Annotated in this window: 19 protein-coding genes; 9 read left to right on the plus strand and 10 right to left on the minus strand. The window is 66.9% G+C overall.

Translation table 11 applies throughout. From position 1 onward, the window contains the following. Positions 1-112: 112 nt before the first annotated feature. Positions 113-592, minus strand: a complete 480-nt coding sequence (locus ACCQ15_RS13875) for an FKBP-type peptidyl-prolyl cis-trans isomerase (RefSeq protein WP_014090558.1) — start codon at positions 590-592, stop codon at positions 113-115. A gap of 109 nt (positions 593-701) precedes the next feature. Between ACCQ15_RS13875 and ACCQ15_RS13880 the strand changes: the two genes are divergently transcribed. Next, positions 702-1244 carry a C40 family peptidase gene (locus ACCQ15_RS13880; RefSeq protein WP_011347978.1) on the plus strand — a complete coding sequence of 181 codons (543 nt, stop codon included), beginning with the start codon at positions 702-704 and terminating at the stop codon, positions 1242-1244. A 109-nt stretch (positions 1245-1353) separates the two neighbouring features. Beyond that, positions 1354-2103 (plus strand): C40 family peptidase, encoded by a 750-nt coding sequence (locus ACCQ15_RS13885; protein ID WP_011347979.1) that lies wholly within the window; start codon positions 1354-1356, stop codon positions 2101-2103. Positions 2104-2302: 199 nt separating this feature from the next. On the opposite strand, the gene ACCQ15_RS13890 is transcribed toward ACCQ15_RS13885, so the two are convergent. The 3 genes from ACCQ15_RS13890 to ACCQ15_RS13900 all read right to left on the minus strand — a co-directional run bounded on the left by ACCQ15_RS13890 (position 2303) and on the right by ACCQ15_RS13900 (position 5229). Continuing rightward, positions 2303-2794 (minus strand): acyl-CoA thioesterase, encoded by a 492-nt coding sequence (locus tag ACCQ15_RS13890; RefSeq protein ID WP_014090559.1) that lies wholly within the window; start codon positions 2792-2794, stop codon positions 2303-2305. Between the two features lie 248 nt (positions 2795-3042). Next, positions 3043-3879, minus strand: coding sequence for a class I SAM-dependent methyltransferase (locus tag ACCQ15_RS13895; protein WP_372380685.1), 837 nt, complete (start codon positions 3877-3879; stop codon positions 3043-3045). A 9-nt stretch (positions 3880-3888) separates the two neighbouring features. Beyond that, positions 3889-5229 carry a dicarboxylate/amino acid:cation symporter gene (locus tag ACCQ15_RS13900; RefSeq protein WP_014090560.1) on the minus strand — a complete coding sequence of 447 codons (1341 nt, stop codon included), beginning with the start codon at positions 5227-5229 and terminating at the stop codon, positions 3889-3891. 143 nt (positions 5230-5372) lie between these two features. Here ACCQ15_RS13900 and ACCQ15_RS13905 point away from each other — a divergent pair, with 143 nt between their 5' ends. From ACCQ15_RS13905 to ACCQ15_RS13925, 5 genes are all read left to right on the plus strand, one after another. Next, complete coding sequence (locus ACCQ15_RS13905) at positions 5373-7079, plus strand: alkaline phosphatase family protein (protein WP_071117675.1); 1707 nt, start codon at positions 5373-5375, stop codon at positions 7077-7079. 369 nt (positions 7080-7448) lie between these two features. Then, on the plus strand, positions 7449-8753 hold the full coding sequence (gene tilS / locus ACCQ15_RS13910; RefSeq protein WP_122272575.1) for a tRNA lysidine(34) synthetase TilS: 1305 nt from the start codon (positions 7449-7451) through the stop codon (positions 8751-8753). 31 nt (positions 8754-8784) lie between these two features. Beyond that, a complete protein-coding gene (locus tag ACCQ15_RS13915; RefSeq protein WP_003486852.1) occupies positions 8785-9045 on the plus strand; it encodes an exodeoxyribonuclease VII small subunit in 261 nt (86 codons plus the stop codon). 1 nt (position 9046) lies between these two features. Next, positions 9047-9922: a polyprenyl synthetase family protein gene (locus tag ACCQ15_RS13920; protein WP_372380686.1), complete on the plus strand. Its 876-nt coding sequence runs from the start codon at positions 9047-9049 to the stop codon at positions 9920-9922. A 461-nt stretch (positions 9923-10383) separates the two neighbouring features. Then, positions 10384-11472 (plus strand): M35 family metalloendopeptidase, encoded by a 1089-nt coding sequence (locus ACCQ15_RS13925; RefSeq protein ID WP_008573158.1) that lies wholly within the window; start codon positions 10384-10386, stop codon positions 11470-11472. A 69-nt stretch (positions 11473-11541) separates the two neighbouring features. On the opposite strand, the gene ACCQ15_RS13930 is transcribed toward ACCQ15_RS13925, so the two are convergent. Both ACCQ15_RS13930 and pmbA read right to left on the minus strand, forming a co-directional pair. Then, a complete protein-coding gene (locus ACCQ15_RS13930; RefSeq protein WP_372380687.1) occupies positions 11542-12003 on the minus strand; it encodes a DUF4870 domain-containing protein in 462 nt (153 codons plus the stop codon). 326 nt (positions 12004-12329) lie between these two features. Continuing rightward, positions 12330-13697, minus strand: coding sequence for a metalloprotease PmbA (gene pmbA / locus ACCQ15_RS13935; protein ID WP_014090567.1), 1368 nt, complete (start codon positions 13695-13697; stop codon positions 12330-12332). A 147-nt stretch (positions 13698-13844) separates the two neighbouring features. On the opposite strand from pmbA, the gene yjgA reads away from it, so the two are divergent. Then, on the plus strand, positions 13845-14423 hold the full coding sequence (gene yjgA, locus ACCQ15_RS13940) for a ribosome biogenesis factor YjgA (protein WP_372380688.1): 579 nt from the start codon (positions 13845-13847) through the stop codon (positions 14421-14423). Between the two features lie 256 nt (positions 14424-14679). Here the strand turns inward: yjgA and tldD are convergent, their stop codons facing one another. Further along, complete coding sequence (tldD, locus tag ACCQ15_RS13945) at positions 14680-16125, minus strand: metalloprotease TldD (protein ID WP_011347993.1); 1446 nt, start codon at positions 16123-16125, stop codon at positions 14680-14682. 98 nt (positions 16126-16223) lie between these two features. Between tldD and ACCQ15_RS13950 the strand changes: the two genes are divergently transcribed. Continuing rightward, the gene (locus ACCQ15_RS13950) at positions 16224-16976 is read left to right on the plus strand and encodes a DUF6065 family protein (protein ID WP_372381564.1); all 753 of its coding nucleotides are present in this window, start codon (positions 16224-16226) and stop codon (positions 16974-16976) included. 15 nt (positions 16977-16991) lie between these two features. On the opposite strand, the gene ACCQ15_RS13955 is transcribed toward ACCQ15_RS13950, so the two are convergent. The 3 genes from ACCQ15_RS13955 to ACCQ15_RS13965 form a co-directional block, all read right to left on the minus strand. Further along, complete coding sequence (locus ACCQ15_RS13955; protein ID WP_372380689.1) at positions 16992-20912, minus strand: YhdP family protein; 3921 nt, start codon at positions 20910-20912, stop codon at positions 16992-16994. Positions 20913-21052: 140 nt separating this feature from the next. Beyond that, entirely contained in the window at positions 21053-22552 is a 1500-nt protein-coding gene (gene rng / locus ACCQ15_RS13960) for a ribonuclease G (protein ID WP_011347997.1), read from the minus strand. Continuing rightward, positions 22552-23124, minus strand: coding sequence for a Maf-like protein (locus ACCQ15_RS13965; protein WP_011347998.1), 573 nt, complete (start codon positions 23122-23124; stop codon positions 22552-22554). The genes rng and ACCQ15_RS13965 overlap by 1 nt, the downstream gene beginning before the upstream one ends. Positions 23125-23145: the final 21 nt, after the last annotated feature.

Raw genomic sequence — 23145 nt, forward strand, 5'->3', positions numbered from 1 at the left:
GCCGACATGCGCGTGGAGTGCATGCGCCAGCGCAGCGCCGGATGACCGGCCTACGTCAGTGGCGCGCAGGCGTCCCACCCGTCCAACCGCCATGCGAGCGCGTGCCCCACCCTTAGTGGTGATGACCGCCGTCGCCGTGCACATGGCCGTGGTCGCGTTCTTCTGCGGTGGCTTCACGCACTTCGACGATCTCCACGTCGAAATGCAGATCCTTGCCGGCCATGGGGTGATTGAGGTCCACATCGACCACGCTCATGCCGACTTTCTGCACCGTCACTGCGCGCGGGCCGAAGTTGGTCTGCAGCACGACCTGGGTGCCGGGCACCAGCTTGGTGGCGCCGAAATGCTTCTTGGGCACGCGCTGGCTCAGGCCTTCGCGGTATTCGCCGTAGGCGTCGGCGGCCTTGACGTCCACGCCGAAGCTCTCGCCGGCCTCCTTCCCCATCATGGCCGCTTCCAGGCCCGGGATGATGTTGCCGTGGCCGATCATGATCGCCAACGGGTCACGCTCCTTGGAGCTCTCGATCGGCTCCTGGCCGATCTCCGAAACGGTGTAATGGAAGCGGACGACGCTGTCTTTTTCGATCTTCATGCCTGGCTCTGAATGGGCTGCCCGGTGGCAGACGGTTGAGGACGGCTTGTCGGCCGCCGGGTGCGCCGCCATCATGGCGACCTTTCGAACCGCCCATTATCCCGGCTCCATGCATATCACGCCAGTTTTCGCCGCCCGCGCCCGTTGCGCCGCGGCCAGCCTGTTGCTGGGCCTGCTGCTCCTGGGGGGCTGTTCGTCGCACACGCCGGTTCAGCGCCCGGCCGCGCCACCGCCGACAACGCGCGTGTGGCCGCAGGTAACGCCAGCCGACCCGGCCGCCGCCAACAACATCCTGATGCGCGCGCTGGGGTTGGTGGGCACCCCGTACCGGTTCGGCGGCAACACGCCAGAGACCGGGTTCGACTGCAGCGGGCTGGTCACCTATGTCTACCGGGATGTATTGGCCCTGGCGCTACCGCGCACCTCCCGCGAACTGGCCGCAATTCAGGGCCCGCGCATCCCGCCCGAGCGACTTGCCACCGGCGATCTGGTGTTTTTTGGCTCCGGCGGCAACGTGACCCACGTCGGCATTTATGTCGGTGAAGGCCGCTTCGTGCATGCCCCTACCACGGGCGGTACGGTCCGCCTGGATTTCCTTGATGGAGCTTACTGGCGTGACCATTATTCAGGTTCGAAGCGGGTTTTGCACTGAAATGTGACGCAGATCACAAGTCATAAAACGGAAAGTTAACTTTTTTTGAACGTAACGATTCTTTCACCAGGGCATCATCTCGCATCGACAGCAGAACTGTGATTCCCGCGTGACGAACGACGAACAGATCAAAACTGGCGCCGCACCGCTTCCGCCCCGGAAACCGCTCCGCCTGCTATGCGCCACCGCTCTCTTGATTGCAGCACTTCCCGCATTCGCGCAGACCGCCAGCAGCACGCCATCCGCTTCGCAGACGACCACGCCTGACAGCGCCGTCGCCGCCGAGAAAGCCGCAACCCGTAGTCGCGCCGACGCCGCTGCCACTGCAACACTGGCCGCCCTGCTTCCGCACCTGGCTGCCAACGACGCCATTCCGCTGATGGATCGCTCGGCAATGTTCGCCGGCGATCTCAGCCGCCTGCTTGCCAACTACGACGTGTCGCAGAGCGCAGCCAATGCGGCCCAGAACGCCGTGGCCGACAGCCGCGTGCAGGTGATCCTGCAGCGCGCCATGGCCCTGCTCGGCACCCCGTATGTCTGGGGCGGCGAGTCCACCGAAGGGTTCGATTGCAGCGGCCTGGTCGGCTATGTGTTCAAGACTGCACTCGGCATCGATCTGCCGCGCGTCTCGCGCGACATCGCCCGCGACGAATCGGCCGAACTGATCAAGGACCCGAGCGCGCTGAAGGCTGGCGACCTGGTGTTCTTCGGCAAGCGCGGTCGTATCGACCACGTCGGCCTGGTGGTCGGCGACGGCAAGTTCCTGCACGCGCCCAGCCGCGGCAAGGACGTGCGCGTGGATTCGCTGGCGAGCGGCTACTGGAGCGAGAAGTTCATCCAGGCGCGTCGCGTGCTGTAACGCTCGGTTGCCCGGACTCAGTCAAGCAAGGCCGCGACGATCTCGCGGCCTTTTTGTTGTGCGGAACCCGGCCGCGACGTCCGTGTGCGACTGCGCATGCTCTCGGCGCCTATCGGCCCGCGTGCCAGGCGCACCAGGAGCCACGCTGGCCGCACCGCATGCGCTTTCATCGGGCCAGACGACCTACCCCGTACGCGGCTTACTGCGAAGTGTCGGCCTTGTACCGCGCCATGGTGTCCTCGATGCCCTTGCTCAACTCCATCACCTTGAGCGCATATTCGGCCAGGCGTTGATCTTCCGGGGTGTCGGGCCGCCAGGACGGCACTTCGACCGGGGTGACCCCGTCCGGGTCCATCGCCACGAACACGATGATGCAATGCGTGCACAGGCGCGAATCGCCTCCCATCGGACTGCGCGCGCGTACGTCGATGGCCAAATGCATGCTGCTGCGGCCGGTGTAGACCAGCTTGGCCGACACCGCCACCAGATCGCCGATGCGCACCGGCGCCACGAACCGGATGCCGCCCACCGCCACGGTGACGCAGTAATGCCCGCTCCAACCGCTGGCGGCGGCAAAGCCAACCTGGTCGATCCACTTCATCACCACGCCGCCATGCACCTTGCCGCCGAAGTTGACGTCGCTGGGCTCGGCCAGAAAACGAAATGTCAGATCACGCTGTTGGCCAATCACCGCCCGCCCTCGTCAATGGATGAGCTGGAAGTGTGCCATGTGGTTGAAGCTCGTCGTACCCGCGACGCGATGGCCGTACCGGTCGACGTGAGCGCCTAAGAACATCGGCCGGCACACCCCTCGTTGCCATTGCTGTCCATCAGCGAATGCCGGATGCCTTGAAATTCATATGCGAGCGTGAGCAGGGTCATCGCCAGATCGCCCGACGCACACTGCCCGGCTTTATCAAACAACACCCACAAGCACCCTCAACCGCCAAGCACCCCAGGGTTGTCCCGCTTGCGCAGACACAGCCATGGAAAATGCGGCTGCGACACGCTGAGCGCCTTTCGCGCACGGGCACTCCAACAACGCGGGTCGAATAACCACTGCACCGCAAAGCGCTCGAACGTCGCGTAGGTATGCTGGTGGTAATGCGCGGCCAGCTCCGGGACGCCCAGCTCGGTGAAGTAGCGCAGGCTGCGTGTGGCACTCTCCTGGCCGCGCTGCGGCGTGGCGTAGAGCGGGCTATCGAGAATATGCAGCTCGCCATCCTCGCGCAGATGCGCGAGCAAACGTTCGATCAACGCGCCAGGATCAGCAAAATATTGCACGCAGGCGGGTAGCACGATGATGTCGAATACGTCGCGCGGCAGTGCCACGGTCTGGATGTCGCCAGCGATGAAACTCAGGCGCGCTGCATGGCCGAACACGCGTGCGGCCTGGGTGAGCTCGGTGCGATTGACGTCGATGCCGCAGACCTCGCGTTGCAGCGACTGCGCCAGCAAGTGCGATAGCCAGCCATTGCCGCAACCGAGTTCGAGGATGGCGCCCTCGCCGGCATGCGTGCCCAGGTGCTGCACCAGCAAACTGCTCGACAGCGCGCGCACGCGCCATTCCAGCGTTGCCGCCAGTTTTCCGCCCGGACGCGGCAGGCTGCGCACCTGCGCATCGGTGTACAGCCGGCCTTCCTTGCGCCGGATCTCCAGATAGCGCGTCTCGAAGGGGTCGTCGGCCAAGCCGCGCTGCACGAACACGCCATCCATGCGCTGCAGCTCGGGCAGCTGCTGCAGCCGTTCGCGCAGGAGTGGAGATCCGGCACGCATCAAGCCGCCTCAGCGCAGTGGTCTGGCGCTGTCGGCCGGCGGTTCTTCCAGCCCCACATTGGTGGAGGCGGAGTCGTAGATGCGCTTGTCGAGCAGTCCGGTCTCCTTGGCCACCAGCACCGGCACCAGCATCTGCCCGGTGACATTGGTCATGGTGCGCATCATGTCCAGGATGCGGTCGATCGCATACAGGTAGCCGATCACTTCCAGCGGCAGATTGGCCGCACTGAGCACCACCGTCGCCATGATGACGGCCGTGCCCGGTACACCGGCCGTGCCGAAGCTGCCGAGCACCGAGGCGATCAGCACCACGAAATACTGGTTGGCGGTCAGCGGCACGCCGGTGTATTGCGCGATGAACACCGCGCATAACGCCGGAAAGATCGCGCCGCAGCCATCCATCTTGATGCTGGCGCCCAGCGGTACCGCGAATGCGGCGTAATCCTTGCTGACCCCCAGGTTATGCGTGATCGAACGCATTGCCACCGGCATTGCCGCAAAGCTCGACGAACTGACGAACGCCACCTGCATGCCAGGCGCGGCACCGCGGAAAAACTTCCACGGGTTCAGCCCATGTGCGAGCAACAGGCTGCTGTAGACCACCACAATGTGGATCGCGCAGGCCACATACAGCGCCAGGACGAAATTGCCGAACGGCAGCAGTTTCGAAAAGCCGTAGCTGCCGACCAGGCCAGCGATCAGGCCAAAGGTGCCGAGCGGAGTCATTTCCAGCACGAAGCGCGTCACCTGAATCATGATGTCGCTCATCTGCCCGGTGAGCTTGCGCGCCTCGGCCACCCGCTCGCCGAGCTTGACCATTGCAAAGCCTAGCAACGCGGCGAAGAAGATCACCGGCAGGATCGAGCCACGCCCCGCCGCCAGCACCGTTTCGCCGGCCGCGTTGGTCTTGGTGCCGATGCCGGTCAGTGCGTAGAACGGATTGGACGGCACCACATCCAGCAGCACCTGGACCGGGCTTGGCACATCGCGCGGCTTCCAGGCCGAATCCACGCTCAGACTGAAATGGCCGGCGCCCGGCTGCATGATCGTGCCGACCGCCAGGCCCACGCCCACCGCCAATGCTGCGGTGATGACAAACCATAAAAACGTGCGTCCACCGAGTGCGGCAACCGACTTTTGCCCGTGCAAGGACGAGATCGCATTGATCACCGCGAAGAACACCAGCGGGATGGCGATCATCTTGATCAGCGTGACGTACAGGTCACCCAGGGGACCGAACCACACATCGGCCGCCGGGCCCATGGCCCAGCCGACCAGCGCGCCGAGGACGAAGCCGGCCACCACGCGTTGCCAGAACGGAATGCGCAACCACGCCGCAACCAGTTTCATGTCGTCGAATCTTCCGGGGGGAAAGTGCATGCACCATAGCCCAGGGCTGCCCTGCCCGCGAGACCACCGCTGGAACAGCGCTGTGTCATCGGTGTGACACCACCCAGCGCGGCATAATGGGGATTGATTCAGCCACGAGTTCGATGCCGATGCGTTACCGCCTGCCTACCCTCGCCGCCCTGACCACGCTGTGCGTCGCCGCCTGCGCCTCCACGACCGGCAGCAGCACCTCCGCACCCGCGTCGGTCCGCGTGGAGGTACCGCCGGTGGCGCACCCGGCGGGCGAAACCCCGCAGTGGTGGTACCGCTCGGGCGCCGCCCGTGCCGCCGGCAACGGCGCCATGGCCGGCAAGGCGCGCAACGTGATCCTGTTCCTGGGCGATGGCATGAGCCTGACCACGGTCGCCGCCGCCCGCATCCTGGACGGCCAGCGCAAGGGCGGGCCGGGCGAAGAAAACCTGTTGTCGTGGGAACAATTCCCCGCCACCGCTTTCAGCAAGACCTACAACACCGACTCGCAGACGCCGGATTCGGCCGGCACCATGACCGCGATCACCACCGGCGTGAAGTCGCACATGGGCGCGATCGGGGTCAGCAGCGGCAACCGCAGCGACTGTGCCGACAGCTTGAACAAGGGCCTGCTGAGCTGGCTGCAGCTGGCCGACAGCGCCGGCATGGCCACCGGCATCGTCACCACCACGCGCCTGACCCACGCCACGCCGGCGGCAACCTATGCGCATTCGCCGGACCGCAATTGGGAAAACGACACCGACCTTCCCGAATCGGCCCGTGCTGCCGGCTGCCAGGACATCGCCCAGCAATTGCTCTCCACCGCCCGCTACGGCCGAGGCCCGCAAGTGGTACTGGGCGGAGGACGCAGCCAGTTCCAGAGCGTGCAGGAGCGCGACCCGGAATACGACGACAAGGTGGGCCTGCGCCTGGACGGCCGCGATCTGGTGTCCGAATGGAAACAGGCGCACCCGCAGGGCGCTTATGTCTGGAACGAGCAGCAGTTGCAGGCAGCGTCCGGTGCACCGGCGCTGCTGGGCTTGTTCGAGCCGGACCACATGCAGTTCGACCACGACCGCAACCGCACCCCGCAGGGCGAGCCCAGCCTGACCGAAATGACCCGCACCGCGATCCAGTCGCTGTCGCGCGACCCGAATGGCTTCGTCCTGATGGTCGAAGGCGGCCGTATCGATCACGCCAACCACGCCGGCAATGCCTACCGCGCACTCGACGAAACCGTGTCGCTGTCCGATGCCGTACGCGCTGCCGTGCAGACTGCGCCAGCGGACACGCTGATCATCGTGACTGCCGACCATTCGCACACGCTCAACTTTGTTGGCTACCCGGTGCGCGGCAACCCGATCCTGGGCAAGGTGCGCGGCACCGGCGGCGAAGAAGGCGACCGCAGCCAGCTGGCCACCGACCTGGCCGGCCAGCCATACACCACGCTCAGCTACGCCAACGGTCCCGGCTACACCGGTGCCAGCAATGCGCAGCCGGCCGGCCCCAAGAAATATCCGCACGAACCCAGCAGCAGCGAGCCGGCTGCCGGCCGCCCGGACCTGACCCACGTCGACACCGAGGCCCCCAGCTACATGCAGGAAGCGCTGGTGCCGACCAAATCCGAAAGCCACGGCGGCGAAGATGTCGGCATCTGGGCCACCGGCCCCGGCAGCGCGGCATTCCGCGGCACGCTGGAAGAGAACGTGATCTACCACGTCATCGTCCAGGCCACCCCGCGCTTGCGCGAGCGCCTGTGCAAGGCAGGCACCTGCGATGCCGCCGGCGTGCCGGTGGAATTGCCCAGGCCGGCCACCTTCGAGGCTGCGGTCAAGCGCTGATGCGCGGGCGGCGCTGCGGCGATGGCGGGCGAGCTGGCGCGTGATGCGGTTGCCGCATCGCCGCTCGACCTGCCCGCCTGGCGTCGCCACCGCCATGTGCAATCGCGCCTGCGAACAGCCGCAGTCCCCAGCCGTTGGTGTGGTGCTCGGATGGGCCGTAGCGGAACGATGCGGTGACCGCGCACGGCAGCACGTTGCAGCCCAGACTGCAGCTGCGCACGGTTGTTCGCGCTACGGGGCGCCGGGAACGACGGAATCGTCGATGGGTCCCAAGCAGAGAACACCCCGGGCAGGCGGCCGACACGCAATCACGCAGCAGGGATGGCATCTGCTCGCCGAGCGCGCAGGAGCCGCTGCGAGATTGCGCCTATGCTGACCGGCACCCCGCTCCTGTTGCCAGCCACCCCGCCCGGCCCGGTGCTGCTGGCCTATAGCGGCGGGATGGATTCCAGCGTGCTGCTGCATCTGCTGGCGGCGACGCCACGCTATCGGCACGCAGGATTTCGCGCGCTGCATGTGCATCATGGGCTGCATGCCGATGCCGATGCCTGGGCCGCGCATTGCCAACGCACCTGCGACACGCTGCAGGTGCCGTTGCAGATCGTGCGGGTGCAGGTGGCACGCGACAGCGGTCTTGGGTTGGAAGCGGCAGCACGCCACGCGCGCCATGCGGCGTTCGCGCAGGCGCTCACTGCTGGCGAATGGCTGGCGCTGGCGCACCATCGCGACGACCAGGCGGAAACCTTCCTGCTGCGTGCGCTGCGTGCGTCCGGCCCCGAAGGCCTGGCGGCGATGCGGCCGCAGCGCCCATTCGCCAGCGGCACGCTGTGGCGCCCGATGCTGGCGCACGCCCGCGCCGATCTGCTCGCCTACGCGCATGCGCAAGGGTTGCGCTGGATCGAAGATCCCAGCAATGCCGATCCGCGCCATGACCGCAATTTCCTGCGCAGCCAGGTCGTGCCGTTGCTGCAGCAACGCTGGCCGCAAGCACCCGACGCGTTGGCGCGCAGTGCGCAACTGAGCGCCAACGCCAGCGCATTACTGCTGCAGCAGGACATGGCGTTGTTGCCGAGTGTGCGGACCGCAAGCGGCGCGCTGGATCTGCAGGCATTGCGCGCGCACCCCGTGGAACGAAGGGCACGGCTGTTGCGCGCCTGGGTGAGTGCGGCGCACGCGCCGCCGCTGCCTGCGCAAGGCGTGGCCGCACTGGAACGGGAAATCGACAATCACGCTGCAGATCGGCAGGCCTGCTTTGCGTGGCAACAGGTAAAAGTACGCCGCTGGCGACAGTACCTGTTTCTGCACCGCCCCGCTGCGGCCTGGCCGTCGGACTGGCACGCGCAGTGGGACGGCGCAGCGCCCCTGCACCTGCCCGACGGTGCGCAGTTGCAGTTGCTCGGCGCACCCGGGCTGCGCTTTGCGCAACCGCTGCTGGTGCGCGCACGCCAGGGCGGCGAGCGCGTCGTGCTGCCGCAGCGCACGCATTCGCACCAACTCAAACACCTGCTGCAGGCGCTGGATCTACCGCCGTGGGAGCGCGGGCGCCTGCCGATCCTGTGGGACGGCACGCAGGTGCTCGCCGCCGGCGACTGCATCATTTCCGCCACCTTGGACGCATGGTTGCAGACCAATGCCGCCGCGCTGCAATGGCGCGCGGCTGCCGACGCGAATTGACCCGCCTGCGCGCGCGCCGCACACTTTAGCGATGGCCAAGAAGTCTTTGAACGAAACGTCCCCGGTTGCCCGCTTCGAACAGTCGCTGGAAGAACTCGAGCAACTGGTGCAGAAGATGGAAGTCGGCGATCTGAGCCTGGAGCAATCGCTCACGGCCTACGAGCGCGGCATCGGGTTGTACCGTGATTGCCAGCAGGCGCTGGAACAGGCCGAACTGCGCGTGCGCTTGTTGACCGACCCCGCCCGCCCCGAGCTTGCCGAAGCCTTCGAACCGCCGTCGCTGGACGGCTGAGGTGAGCTCGGCGCTGTTCGACCACTGGATCGCCCGCACCGAACGCAGCCTGGAGGCGGGCCTGCCGCGCGCCACGCATGCGCCGCAGCGCCTGCATGCAGCGATGCGCCATGCCGTGCTGGGCGGGGGCAAGCGCATGCGTCCGCTGCTGGTCTACGCAAGCGGCGCTTTGTTCGGCGCTGCTGAGGATCAGCTCGACACGCCCGCGGTGGCGGTAGAGCTGATTCACGCCTATTCGCTGGTGCACGACGACTTGCCGGCGATGGACGACGACGCGCTGCGGCGCGGCCAGCCCACCGTGCATATCGCCTTCGATGAGGCCACCGCGATTCTGGCCGGCGACGCCTTGCAGACGCGCGCGTTCGAATTACTCGCCACTGCCTCTGCCAGCGCCGAACTGCGCGTCAGCTGGATGCAGAGCCTGGCCACTGCTGCGGGCGCGGCCGGCATGTGCGGCGGCCAGGCGCTGGATATCGATGCGACCGGGCAACTGCAGTCGCTGCAGGATCTGCAACGTATGCATGCGCTCAAGACCGGCGCGTTGATCCGTGCGGCGGTCCGGATGGGCGCACTCACCGGAGGTGCCGCGGCGGCCGACCAGCAGCGTCTGGACGAATTTGCCGACGCCTTGGGCCTGGCCTTCCAGGTGCGCGACGACATCCTGGATGTGGAATCGAACTCGGCGCAGCTGGGCAAGACCGCCGGCAAGGACGCGGCGCAAGCCAAATCCACCTACCCCGCCCTGCTGGGGATGGATGGCGCCAAGGCGAAGCTGGCCGAGCTGGCCGCGCGCATGCACGACGTCCTGCAGCCCTATGGGCAACCAGGCGAGACGTTGGCCACCTTGGGCCGGTTTGCGGTGAACCGCGCGCACTAGGCGCAGTTGCCAACGCCGCTACACCGCAGCGAGCAGGAACGGCCGATGCCCGAATCGATCTGAAGTTTCCCGCGTGCCGCAATGGCGCGCCGGTGGCTCGCGCAGCCACATCTGGACGATTTGCGACATAAAGCGGACGCGCCGGACACGATTTGCGCACTCCGTGCGCCAGCGCACGGTCAACGTCTGCATCGGGGGCGTGCAAGCGGCGAACTGGGTCACACATTGCAACTTTTCTTGGCTGCGTTTGTGTCATGCGATGACACATTCTGAGTCGCAGCACATGACCGATTGCACATTTTAAAGCTGAATTGTCGACATCCGTGCTATTTCAGCGGCGTTCATAAGTTCGCTACGAACAAAAATATTCGCAATTGAATAACTTGTCGCGTCCGCTCGTCCTGCCTAGGTTTGGCTTGCCCGCATCCGCGGACATCCCCCGATCACACGGAGAGTCACTGGTGAAGAACGTTTTTCTCGCATCGTTTGCAGCAGGCACGCTGGCCGTTGTTGGCGTCCTCGGATCGGCCCAGGCGCAGTCCGTGCGCGGCCCGCTTCCGTTGACCATCGAACTGTCGCCAGTGGCCGACCAGGCTGGGCGTCATCAGGGCAAGATCGCCGTCACCGTCACCAATAACGGCAGCCAGACCGCACGCGTGCCGACGTACCAGCTGCCGCTGAAGTCGCTGGATAACGGCATTCTGGAAGTGAGCCGCGACGGCAAGCCGGTGGACTACACCGGGCGCCTGGTCAAGCGCGGCCTGCCCAAGGCCGCCGACTTCACCATCCTGCAGCCAGGCCAGAGCGTGAAGGGCGAGGTCGATCTGGCCGGCGCCTACGATCTGTCCACCAGCGGCAACTACACCATCCAGGTGCGCTCGGCGCTGCAGTACGCCTCCTTTTCCGACGGCAGCCTGATGAAAGCCGCCAGCGGCGAGCCGGCCGTGGCCACCAGCACCCCGCTCACCGTGTGGCTGGACGGCGTCAACCGTGGCGTACAGCGCCAGCTCGCAGTCGGCCCGACCGCCGTGGTCAACGGCATCAATTACCTCAACTGCAGCACCACCCGCACCAGCCAGATCGCCAGTGCCGTCACTGCCGCGCGCAACTACTCGCAGAACGCGCGCAACTACCTCAATGCCGGCAGCACCGGCGCGCGTTACACCACCTGGTTTGGTGCCTATAACGCCTCGCGCTACAGCCGGGTCAGCTCGAACTTCGTCAACATCGACAATGCGCTGGACCAGAACAACGGCCAGATCACCATCAATTGCGGTTGCACCGACAGTGCCTTCGCGTACGTCTACGCCAATGCACCTTACGAAATCTATGTCTGCAATGCGTTCTGGAGTGCATCGACCACCGGCACCGACTCCAAGGCCGGCACGCTGGTACACGAGATGAGTCACTTCACGGTCGTTGCCGGCACCCAGGATCGCGTCTATGGCCAGTCCGGCGCGCGCAGCCTGGCGATCAGCAACCCGGCGCAGGCCATCACCAACGCCGACAGCCATGAGTATTTCGCCGAAAACACTCCGGCGCAGAACTGATCGCTCCATCGCCTGATACGACAAAGGCCCGGCATCGCTGCCGGGCCTTTGTCGCTTCCACCGCGCCGGTTACTTGATCAGGCGCAGCGCGAACGGGTAACGGTAATGCTCGCCGTTGTTGGCCTTGACAGCGGCCAGGATGCACAGCACCAGGTTGGCAATCCACACCAGCGTCGGCAAGAAGAACAGGATGCCGAACGAGACAATGGTCAGAATGATCGCTGCCACGGTGGCAATGAGCACGGTGATCTGGAAATTCAGCGCTTCCTTGGCTTGATCGGTCGCGAACGGCTTGGACGGGCTGGCGTCCTTGCTGATCAACCAGATCACCAACGCACCGACGAACGAGGTCACGATGCCGAGCAGATGCGCGGCCAGCGCGAGCGTACGCTCCTCCGACGGACTGGTGCTGACCGGTGGCGGTGGCGGTGCGGCGTGCGATTCGAATTCGCTCATCATGTCTCCCCGTGCATGGTTGTGGTGCGGCGGACTATAGCAACGATTCAGCCGGCCACCAGTGCGGAAAGACATGGGTGCGCGGCCCGGCCATGGCTGCAATCGGCCGCGCCATGGCGAAAAAGACCACCCTGCCTTAGTGCGAGCGGGTGCCGCCCACAAGACGCAGAGGGCTTATTCACGCGCGCCGCAAGGTGCGTAGGTAGCGCTCGCACGTCGCGCGCGCCGCCGCAAGATCCATACCCCATTGCGCATATCGCATCGGAGACAGCGGCGGTGACCGTGACCTGCCCGCTTCGGCGTTACGCAGATGCATCGTCAGGTGCGAGCGGCGACTCGTGAGGCGTGCGCCTACACGACAAGCCGCCCGGAAACCGGCGAAGCCGACACAGCGGTGCCGCTCAGCTGTCGCCTGCCACCGTCATGCGGTTGATCAGCACCGAGCCGATCTTTACGTGCGAGCGCGGGTCGACATCGCTGCCCACCGCTTCGATGCCGGCGAACATGTCGCGCAGATTGCCGGCGATGGTCAGGCCATCGACCGGGTAGGCAATCACGCCGTTCTCGATCCAGAAGCCGCCGGCCCCGCGCGAATAGTCGCCGGTGACGGGATTGACGCCGTTGCCCATCAGTTCGGTGACCAGCAGGCCGCGCGACATGCCGGCAATCATCGACGCCAGATCGCCCGCATTGGCGGTGACCTGCAGGTTGTGGACGCCGCCGGCGTTGGCGGTGGTCTGCAGGCCCAGCTTGCGTGCCGAATAGCTGCCCAGCACGTAACGCTGCAGCACGCCGTCGGTGATCAATGCCGAACGCCGCGTCGCCACGCCTTCGCCGTCGAAGGCGGCCGAGCGCAAACCGCGGCGCAGGTGCGGCAGCTCTTCGATGTTGAACCAGTCCGGGAACAACGTGCTGCCGACGCTGTCGAGCAGGAAGCTGGCACGGCGATACAGCGCGCCGCCGGACACCGCGCCGAGCAGGTGGCCGACCAGCGAGCGCGCCACTTCCGGAGCGAACAGCACCGGCAACTGACCGGTGGGCAGCGAACGCGGCTGCAAGCGCGCCACGGTACGCGCGGCGGCATGGCGGCCGATGGCGTCGGGCGCTTCCAGGTCTTCGCGTGCCAGTGCACTGCTGTACCAGCCGTCGCGCTGCATGCCATCGCCCTGCCCGGCAATCAGCGCGCAGCTGATCGAGTGGTGGGTACCGCGCTCGCGACCGATGAACCCGTGCGAATTGGCGTACACCGACAGGCTGAGACCGGTGCTGGCCGAGGCGCCATCGGAATTAGTGATGCGCGCGTCGGCGTCGCGGCCGGCGGTTTCGCAGGCCAGCGCCAGATCCACGGCGGTATCGGCGTCCAGCGCCCACGGATGCCAGCTGTCCAGCTCGGGGAACTCGCGCGCCATCAACTCCGGGTCGGCCAGGCCGGCGGCCACGTCGTCTTCGGTGAAGCGGGCGATCGCGCAGGCCTGCGCCACGGTAGATTCCAGGCTTGAATCCTGCAGGTCGGCAGTGCTGGCACTGCCCTTGCGCTTGCCGAAGTAGACCGTGACCGCAATGCCACGATCGCGCGTGGATTCGACCGTCTCCACATCGCCCAGCCGCACATTGACGTCCAGGCCGCGCTCTTCGCTGCAGCTGACTTCGGCCTGCGTGGCGCCGGCGGCGCGCGCGCGCTCGAGCAGGCGCTGGGAGATGTCGGTGAGCGCATCCAGGCGCTGCAGGCTGTCGTCGGTGACGCGGATTTCGGAGGAGAGTGCGTTCAATGCTTTATCCTTGGAAACGCGGATCCGTCCGCGAAAGCCCGGCCATCCATGACCGGAATGTTTGAATTCGGTGCGGAGTTATTCCGCCGACGCCCGGCCGTTCGAGGCCGCAGATGTTTATCAACCAAGTTTCGGGATGTGGTGGCAATGCGCGGACGCGATGAAGAGACCGGTGAATTTCGTGGCGCCAGCCGCAGCCAGCAGCGGCGCGAGGCGCTGGAGATTTTCGACCTGGGCGAAAAGCTGGTGGCGTTGACCCCGGCGCAGCTGGCCAAGTTGCCGGTGCCCGAATCGCTGATCCCGCATATCGAAGAGAGCAAGCGCATCACCTCGCATATTGCGCACAAGCGGCAGCTGGCGTTTCTGGCCAAGCACATGCGCCGCGAGGACGAGCAGGCCCTGGCCGCGATCCGCGATGCGCTGGACGCCAACAGCGATACCGCGCGCCGCGAAGTGGCGGCGATCCACCGGGTCGAACGCTGGCGCGAACGCCTGCTGGCCGAAGGCGACGTGGCGCTGGCCGAACTGCTGGAAGCCTACCCGGCCGCCGACCGCCAGCAACTGCGTCAGCTGGTGCGCAACGCGATCCACGAACGTGCCAAGAACAAGCCCCCGCGCGCCTACCGCGAACTGTTCCAGGTGCTGCGGGAGCTGTCTCAAGAGCAGGGATTGGAGAGCGGGGATTCGGGACTGGAAGACAACCAGGATCCGGGAGACGACGAATAGGACCTGGCGGCCGCAAGCGCGGCGCTGCTCAACCAGCGCCTCCGCCGCAGTCCACCGCGGCAGCATGCGTCCAACATCAGCAACCTGGGTAGGCGACACCTGAGCGCCGAGGACGCTATGCCCCTCTACCGCTGCGCCTCCCGCTGCCCTGATCCCGATTCCCGGTATTAAGCCCGACGCAGCACAAGGCTCAGACACGCGATACCCCGCTCCCGCCGTTGCGATTCCCCATTCCCCAATCCCGATTCCCCGCATCTCAGGCCTGCGTTCCGCCAACCGTGATGCCGTCGATCAGCAGCGACGGCTGGCCGACGCCGACCGGCACGCTCTGCCCGTCCTTGCCGCACACGCCCACGCCTTCGTCCAGCGCCAGGTCGTTGCCGATCATGCGCACCTTCTGCATGGTTTCCGGGCCGTTGCCGATCAGGGTGGCGCCCTTGACCGGTGCGGTGACCTTGCCGTCTTCGATCAGGTAGGCCTCGGTGGCCGAAAATACGTATTTGCCGCTGGTGATGTCGACCTGGCCGCCACCGAAGTTCACCGCGTAGATGCCCTTCTTGACCGAGCGGATCATCTCTTCCGGGTCGTGCTGGCCGGCGCGCATGTAGGTGTTGGTCATGCGCGGCATGGTCAGGTGCGCGAACGATTCGCGGCGGCCATTGCCGGTGGGCGCCACGCCCATCAGGCGCGCGTTGTGGCTGTCCTGCATGTAGCCCACCAGCACGCCGTCTTCGATCAGCGTGGTGCACTGGCTGGGCGTGCCTTCGTCGTCGATATTGAGCGAGCCGCGGCGCCCGTCAAGGGTGCCGTCATCGACGATGGTCACGCCCGGCGAGGCCACGCGCTCGCCGATGCGGCCGGCGTAGACGCTGGTGCCCTTGCGGTTGAAGTCGCCTTCCAGGCCGTGCCCCACCGCCTCGTGCAACAGCACGCCGGGCCAGCCCGGGCCAAGCACCACCGGCATCACCCCGGCCGGCGCCGGGATCGCGTCCAGATTCACCAGCGCCTGGCGCAGCGCTTCGCGCGCAAACCCTTCCGGGCGGCCGTCGGCGAACAGTTCGGCATAGCCATAGCGGCCGCCGCCGCCGGAATAACCGGATTCGCGCCGGCCGCCTTGTTCGACGATCACCTGCACGTTCAAGCGCACCAGCGGCCGCACGTCTGCTGCCAGCACGCCGTCGCTGCGGGCGATCAGCACCGTGTCCACGCCGCCGGACAGGCTCACCATCACCTGCTTGACGCGCGGGTCGGCAGCGCGCAGGAACTGGTCGATCCGGCGCAGCAGGTCCACCTTGGTGGCGCTGTCCATGTCGTCGATGGGATCGGTGGCCGGGTACAGCGCACGGCCATTGCCGCGTACCAGCGCGCGGGTGGATTGCGCCCCGCCCTCGCGCGAGATCGCGCGCGCGGACTGTGCCGCTTCCAGCAGTGCATCGCGGTGGATGTCGTCGGAATAGGCGAAGCCGGTTTTTTCGCCGGCGATTGCGCGCACGCCCACGCCTTGTTCGATGGAATGCGCGCCGTCCTTGACGATGCCGTCTTCCACGCTCCAGCTCTCGCGCCGCGAATGCTGGAAATACAGATCGCCGAAGTCGATGCCCGGGCCCAGCAGGGCGCCGAAGGTGCGGTCGAGATGGCCGGCGTCCAGGCCGGAAGGAAGCAGCAGCCGGGTTTCGGCCAGAGTGAGAGCGTTATCGGTCATGTGGTCAGGATGGGGCCCGCGCGCCGGGGAGACAAGTCGTTCGGCTGAACATGCGCGCGGCTATCATCGCTGGCCAGTTCTTCACCGGTCGCCCGCGCATGAAGCTCATCGCCTACGTCCTGGATGGCCATACGCTGGACATCCGCCCTGCCCCGCACGAGCGCGCGTGGATGGATGCCACCGACCAGCGCTACGCCTACCGCTGCCTGCCGCTGGCGATCGCCAATGCGCATGGCTGGGAGCTGCTGTGCCAGTCCGGTTTCGAGGCCAGTTGGGACGGCAGCGACGCACTGGCGGCGATCAGCATCAGCGCCGATGCCGACACGCAGGCACCGGCGATCAGCCACTTCGGCTATGGCGTGCTGACCTTCCACGTACCGTGCCTGTTCCGCACCGACACCGGCATCGACCTGTTCGTTACCGGGCCGCTGAACCGCCCCAAGGACGGCATCGGCGCGCTGAGCGGCATGGTGGAAACCGACTGGAGCCCGCATACCTTCACCATGAACTGGCGCTTCACCCGGCCCGGGCGGGTGCGCTTCGAGGCGGGCGAACCGTTCTGTCATCTGTTCCCGCTGCAGCGGCAGTTGATCGAGCAGGTGCAGCCGCAGTGGAAGCCGCTTTCCGAAGCGCCGCAACTGGCCCAGCAACACGCCGACTGGACCCGGAGCCGCACGCGCTTTCTCGAGGAACTGCCCGATACGCAATCGGCGGCGGCACGCGAAAAATGGCAGCGTGGCTATTTTCTTGGTGTGGCCGCACCCGGGCAGCCGCCGGTGCCGGGACATCGGTCGCGACTGCGCCTGCCGATGTTTACCCGTGCCGGCAGCGAGGACGCGCCCGCAGAGTGAGGCCGACGGAGTCCATCAGCGCTGCGTCGGATCTGCCTTGCCGGACCTGCCGGAGGGGGCGGCCGGTTTGCTCGGCGCCCGCTCGCGCGCCTCGCGCTCCACCACGTCCACCTGCGGGTCTTTCCATGGCCCGGTGACGTGATAGGTCTTGGCACCGATCGCACCCAGCGGTTTGCCGAGCACCGCGTTGGCCGCTGCGCCGACGGCGGCACCCACCGGGCCGCCGGCCACTGCGCCGACCACGGTTAGCAGGTTGCCGGCCTTGGGGTTCACGTCCACGGTCTGGTCGAAGGTCTGCGCGCGCAGGTCGGTCTGGCCTCGGATCGCGATGTCGGCAGCCGGGCCTTCGATGCGGATGGCATCGGTCCGCGCGAAGCCCTCGCCGAAGCGCACCTCGCCGGCCAGCTTGTTGAAGGCCAGCCCCTTGGAGAAGAAATCGCGGAAGTCGAACATCAACCGGCGTGGCAGCTGCGCCACGCTCAGCAGGCCGAGCACGCGGCCGGCGCCCGGGTCCACTTCCAGCAATTGGCCATTGCGCACATCGACCTTGAGGTTGCCGTCCAGCGAGCCGAGCGCGAAACCGGTTGGTGAGCCCTGCCAGCCGGCATTGAGCTCCAGTTGCCCTTCGCCGCCGCGCAATTGGCCGCCCAGGGTGAGGTTCTGCAGCAGATTGCCCAGGTTGCGGCTGTCCACGCGCGCCGACAACCGCGTGCTGGCCGCCTCGCCCTTGCCGCGCCAGGCCCCGGTGAGGCCGATGTTCTGATCGTCCGAGCGCAGTTGCAGCTGATCCACCTGCATGCCATCGGTGAGCCGGCTGCTGCGCAGGGTGGCCGCACCGAAGGTCATCTTGCCGATCTGCAGATCGTCGATATCCAGCGCCAGCGGCGGGATCGACACCGGGTCGAATTCGGCCACGGCACGACGCGCGGGCTCCGGCAACGCGCCTGCCAACGGGTCGCCGGGCTCGGGCGCGGCCGGCTCGGCAGGCGCCTCCACCGGCTGCCAGTGCACGGTCTTCAACGTGCCCTGCACCGTTGCGCCGTCGGCATTGGGCACGGTGAGCTGGCCGGCCAGCGAGGGGCCGTCCAGCGTCACCGCCACCGTGTCGCGGGTGGGGCGCAGACGCAGACGCGTCTGCGGGAACACCCCACCGATCATCAGCAACCGGTCTGCCTGCACATCCACCTGCTGCAACGGCATCGGGTCTTTGGCGGGCACGGCCGGCTGGCCGGGCAACGGTGGCATGTCGGCGTCGCCGCTGCTGCCGCGCGCCAGGCTGATCCAGTCGATCGCATCCAGCGAGGCGGCGCGGCCGGTCACCACCAGCCCGTTGGCGGGTGGCCGTTCGGTGACGGTATCGGTGCCCATCACCACACGCACGCCGGTCTGCGCGCCATGGCTGCTGGCCTTGAGCGCCACCAGCTTGCCGAACCCCACATCGATGTCGCCATCGCCGAGCGGCAGCGCGACCCTGACCCGGGTGTCCAATGGCTCGCTGGCTGCCTTGTCCAACGGCGCGGGCAGATCCAGCGTGGTGCCGACCAGATTGGAGCGCAGCGTCAGCACCGCGTTCGCATCGGTCTGCCCCGGCGGCGGCAGTGGCACATCCACGCCCACCTGCCATGGCGCACTGCCATGCACGTACGGGCGCAGCCATTCCATCTGGGGTGCACGGTCGAACAGTTCCCTGGCATCTAGGGTGGCGCCCAGACGTGCTTCGAAAGCTTGCCTGGGGTCCTGCACCAACCCGCCGGCGCGCAACGACAATTCGCCGCTGCGGCCTTCGTGCTGCACGCTCAGCCGCTCGGCGGCAAAGCCGGTGTCGCGATACTCGGCCTGCCCGCTGACCTGGTCGAAGGCCAGGTCCCAACGCGCGTCGGCCAGCTTGGCGCCCTGCAGGGCCACCGTGCCCTGCAGATGGCCACCGGCACCATGCGTCCGCAAGGGGCGCAGCAGGTCGAAGGTCACGGCGGCCGGCCCGGACACGGTGAGATTGCGCAAGGTGTCGCCATAGCGTCGCTCCAGCGGACTCTTGCGCAACATGCCGAGCAGTTGCGCCGCATCGGCCTGCGTGGATGCGCGCACGTACAGTTCGGAGGTGGCAAAGCTGGGAATACCCGCTTCCAGCTGCGCGACCGGGGTACCGGCCAGATCACCCTGCCCTTGCAGCGAGAAGCCGTTGCCGATGAAGCTCAGGTTGGCCTGGACCTGCTCCATCGCCGGCCAGTCCGGCTGGAAGCGGATCACGCCATCGCGGATCTGCCCGAACGCTTCGAAGCGCCCGTCGTTGTTGTCGAACGGCCAATCGTCCAGATCGCCGCTGACCAGGCCAGTGCCGCCGGTGACGGTGCCGCCGGCCACGGCCATGTCGAGCCAGTCGATGGCGGCCTCGCTCATCTTGGAGCGGATCCAGAACTTGCGCGCCACCGGCAGCGCCACATCGTCCAGTTGGGCCGCCAGCTGCATGCGCGGGCGGCTGCCATCGCCCTGGAACCACAGCCCGCCACGCACGTTGGCGCCGTAATCCTTGCCCTGCACGCGCAACGCCGGAGTGGCGACCTGCCAGCCCGCGCCTTCGCGCCAACCGACGATCTTGCCGGCCAGCTGGATCTCGTGCACCACGCCGAAGCCGGTCGGCCAATCGAAACGCAGCGTGGCGTCGGGCGCGGGATCCAGCTCGACGCCCTGCGCATCGCCATCGAAGGTGCCGCGCAGGCCACTGATGCCAGGCGCATTGCCCACCGGCAGAAACCCCAACGCTTCGATCTGGCCCCGCGCGCGCAGGTCGCCGCCTCGCTCGCCGGCGACCTGCAGGTCGGCCACGCGCAGCTGCGGTTTGGACAAGCTCAGCCAACGCCGCAAGGCGGGCGACAACTGCTCGCTCAAGGCGGCAGCTGCAATCAGGCCCGAGACATCCACATGCTTGCCCACCACCGCATAGCGGCGCCCGCCGGCAATGCTCAGCCCGTCCAGGTGCTGCAGTTGCGCTGCCGGGCCCAGGCGCAGCAGCGGCGCGTCCACGCGCCAGCCGCCATCGATGGTCTGCCAGCGCGCACGCGCCTGCAGCCGTTCCCAGGTGAGCGTGCGCCGCGCGGTCTCGTCCGGCAGCGCGGCCCCGGACAGGCGGAGCTGCTGCAGGTCGACATCCACGCTCACTGCAGCGATCCGGCGTGCGCGCAATTGCGCCCAGGCCTGCAAGCGCCCACCACCGCCCTCCACGCGCATGCCGCCGAACTGCAGCAACGACGCCCATGCGGACAGGTCGGCCGGATCGGCTTGCACATAAGCGCTGCCGTCGCCGCTGTCGCGATCGAATTCCAGCACCGCCGTCAGCGGCGCGCGCGTGAGATCGATCCAGCTACGGCTGCCCACCTTCACCGTCGAGCCGCTGACGCGCAGGCGCAGGTCGATGCGCGGCAGCGTGGTGTCCAGGCCGATCGAGGGCGCGGCCACGTGCAGTCGGGCTTCGGCCAGCTGGATCTCGCCCAGCCGGCGCAGCGCATCCAACGGATCGGAGTTTCCGCCGCTGGGCATGCCCTGGACCGACCACACACCGTCGTCGCTGCGCTGCAAGGTCAGCGCCAGGCCGCGCAGGCGTATTTCGGTCAGCGAATGGCCCGGCAGCAACCCGGCGTACATCGCCAACAGCACCTCGGCCTGGCCGACGCGCACCTCGCCGTGCGGACCGATACGCAGCCCATCCAGCCGCAGCAGTGGACCGCGCCGGGTCCATTCGGTCTGCAGCCGGTCGAACGCAATCGGCTGACCGGCACGCTGGCTCAGCCACTGCGCAATCTGTTGCGGATGTTCCTCGGCCAACGGCAGCGCCTGGCTGGCCGCGCCCACCAACAACGCGACCGCCACCAGCGCAAGCGCGCAGGCAGTGATCGCATAGCGGCGAAACAGACGAAGACGGCGGCGCAGCGGGGTGGGCATCAGGAGCGGGGATTGGGCATTGGGGATTCGGGATTGGTTACAGCGTGTCCAAGCACGGTAACGTCAACGCTCCTGCTGGCCGCACATCATGACGGGGCCGGCTTTTACAAATCCCGAATCCCGGATCCCCAATCCCGAACTCACAGCAGCACCACATCGAACTGCTCCTGCAGGTACTGGTCGTCGGACTGAAAGCGGATGCTCTTGCCGAGGAACTCTTCCAGTTCGGCCACGGCGGCGGACTCTTCCTCGGTGATGCGGGCGACCACTTTCGACGAGGCGATCACCAACAGGCGCGCGGCATCGAACTGGCGCACGGCGCGGGTGATCTCGCGGAAAATTTCGTAGGTCACCGTTTCGGCGGTCTTGATGGTGCCGCGCCCGCCGCACTGGCCGCAGGTTTCCGAGAGCTGGCGCTCCAGGCTTTCGACGGTGCGCTTGCGGGTCATCTCCACCAGGCCCAACGGCGAGAACTCATACACGGTGGTCTTGGCATGATCGCGCGCCAGCGCTTTTTCCAGGGTGCGCAGCACCTGCCGGCGGTGCTCCGCATCGTCCATGTCGATGAAGTCGATGATGATGATGCCGCCCAGGTTGCGCAGGCGCAGTTGCCGCGCCACCGCCTGCGCGGCTTCCAGGTTGGTGCGGAAGACGGTTTCTTCGAGGTTGCGCTGACCGACGAACGAGCCGGTATTGACGTCGATGGTGGTCATCGCCTCGGTCTGGTCGATCACCAGATAGCCGCCGGATTTGAGCGGCACCTGCTTGTTCAGCGCGCGCCCGATCTCGTCTTCGACCCCGTACAGGTCGAAGATCGGGCGGTCGCCGGTGTACAGCTCCAGCCGCTCGGCCAGCACCGGCATGTACTTGGCCACGAACGCCTGCAATTGCACGAAGGTCTCGTTGGAATCGACCTTGACCTTTTCCACGTCGCGGCGGATCAGGTCGCGCACCGCGCGCAGCGGCAGGCTCAGGTCTTCGTAGATGATGCTGCACGGCGGCGCTTCGCGGCCGCGGCGCTCGACCACGTTCCAGACCCGCGACAGGTAGGCGATGTCCTCGGCCAGCGCCTCGGCCGGCTGGCCTTCGGCATTGGTGCGGATGATGTAGCCGAAGCCGCCATGCTGGGCCGAGACCTCGCTGACGATGGTCTTCAGGCGCAGCCGCTCGGCTTCGTCTTCGATGCGCGCCGACACCCCAACCACCTTGGACTGCGGCAGCAGCACCAGATAGCGCGAAGGGATGCTGATCTGCGTGGTCAACCGCGCACCCTTGGTGCCGATCGGATCCTTGACCACCTGCACCACGATCTCCTGGCCGTCGCGCAGCAGCTCCACGATCGGCACCGAGGCCGGCGGCGGCGGCGGGATCGGGGTTTCTTCGGTATCGACCACGCTGGCTGGTGCCGGTGCCAGACGGACCACGTCGTTGGCGTGCAGGAACGCGGCACGCTCCAGCCCCACTTCGACGAAGGCAGCCTGCATGCCCGGCATCACCCGCTGCACCTTGCCCTTGTAGATATTGCCCACCACGCCCCGGCGCCAGCCGCGCTCGATGTGCAGTTCCTGCAGCATGCCGTTCTCGATCACCGCCACACGGGTCTCGCGCGGGGTGACGTTGACCAAAATCTCTTCCGACATCAATGCGCTCCGAAGGCTGTGAGCAACTGCGAGGTGTGGTACAGCGGCAATCCCATCACGCCGGAATAGCTTCCGGACAGATGGCGGATGAAGCGTTCGGCGCGGCCCTGGATCGCGTAGGCGCCAGCCTTGCCCATCGGCTCGCCGCAGGCGGCGTAGGCGGCGATCTGCGCATCATCGAGCGTGTCGAAGGTGACCTCCGACACCACCAATGCCTGGGCCGGCGCGCGCTGTGCGCAGACTAGAACCACCGCCGTGAGCACCTGGTGGGTGCGCCCGGACAACGCGCGCAGCATGGCAACGGCATCGTCCACATCGACCGGTTTGCCGAACACCCGCTCGCCCAGCACCACCTCGGTATCGGAGCCCAGCACGATGGCGTCGGGGTCGGCGGCCTGTACCAGCGCCAGCCCGGCATGCGCCTTTTCCAACGCAACGCGCTGCACGTACTGGTCGGGCGATTCGTCGGCTGCGCGCAGCTCGGGCACATCCAGTTGCAGCGTCTGGAACGGCACATCCAGGCGTTGCAGGAGTTCTTGTCGGCGCGGCGAACGGGAAGCGAGATAGAGCATCCGTCCAGCATACCTGTTGCC

Source organism: Xanthomonas sp. NCPPB 1754 (assembly GCF_041475725.2).
Classification (GTDB): domain Bacteria; phylum Pseudomonadota; class Gammaproteobacteria; order Xanthomonadales; family Xanthomonadaceae; genus Xanthomonas; species Xanthomonas euvesicatoria.

Coding starts and splice junctions, on each gene's coding strand:
- ACCQ15_RS13875 (WP_014090558.1), bottom strand. CDS start 592: ATGAAGATCGAAAAAGACAGCGTCGTCCGCTTCCATTACACCGTTTCG.
- ACCQ15_RS13880 (WP_011347978.1), top strand. CDS start 702: ATGCATATCACGCCAGTTTTCGCCGCCCGCGCCCGTTGCGCCGCGGCC.
- ACCQ15_RS13895 (WP_372380685.1), bottom strand. CDS start 3,879: ATGCGTGCCGGATCTCCACTCCTGCGCGAACGGCTGCAGCAGCTGCCC.
- ACCQ15_RS13900 (WP_014090560.1), bottom strand. CDS start 5,229: ATGAAACTGGTTGCGGCGTGGTTGCGCATTCCGTTCTGGCAACGCGTG.
- ACCQ15_RS13905 (WP_071117675.1), top strand. CDS start 5,373: ATGCCGATGCGTTACCGCCTGCCTACCCTCGCCGCCCTGACCACGCTG.
- tilS (WP_122272575.1), top strand. CDS start 7,449: ATGCTGACCGGCACCCCGCTCCTGTTGCCAGCCACCCCGCCCGGCCCG.
- ACCQ15_RS13915 (WP_003486852.1), top strand. CDS start 8,785: ATGGCCAAGAAGTCTTTGAACGAAACGTCCCCGGTTGCCCGCTTCGAA.
- ACCQ15_RS13930 (WP_372380687.1), bottom strand. CDS start 12,003: ATGTCTTTCCGCACTGGTGGCCGGCTGAATCGTTGCTATAGTCCGCCG.
- yjgA (WP_372380688.1), top strand. CDS start 13,845: ATGCGCGGACGCGATGAAGAGACCGGTGAATTTCGTGGCGCCAGCCGC.
- tldD (WP_011347993.1), bottom strand. CDS start 16,125: ATGACCGATAACGCTCTCACTCTGGCCGAAACCCGGCTGCTGCTTCCT.
- ACCQ15_RS13950 (WP_372381564.1), top strand. CDS start 16,224: ATGAAGCTCATCGCCTACGTCCTGGATGGCCATACGCTGGACATCCGC.
- ACCQ15_RS13955 (WP_372380689.1), bottom strand. CDS start 20,912: ATGCCCACCCCGCTGCGCCGCCGTCTTCGTCTGTTTCGCCGCTATGCG.
- rng (WP_011347997.1), bottom strand. CDS start 22,552: ATGTCGGAAGAGATTTTGGTCAACGTCACCCCGCGCGAGACCCGTGTG.
- ACCQ15_RS13965 (WP_011347998.1), bottom strand. CDS start 23,124: ATGCTCTATCTCGCTTCCCGTTCGCCGCGCCGACAAGAACTCCTGCAA.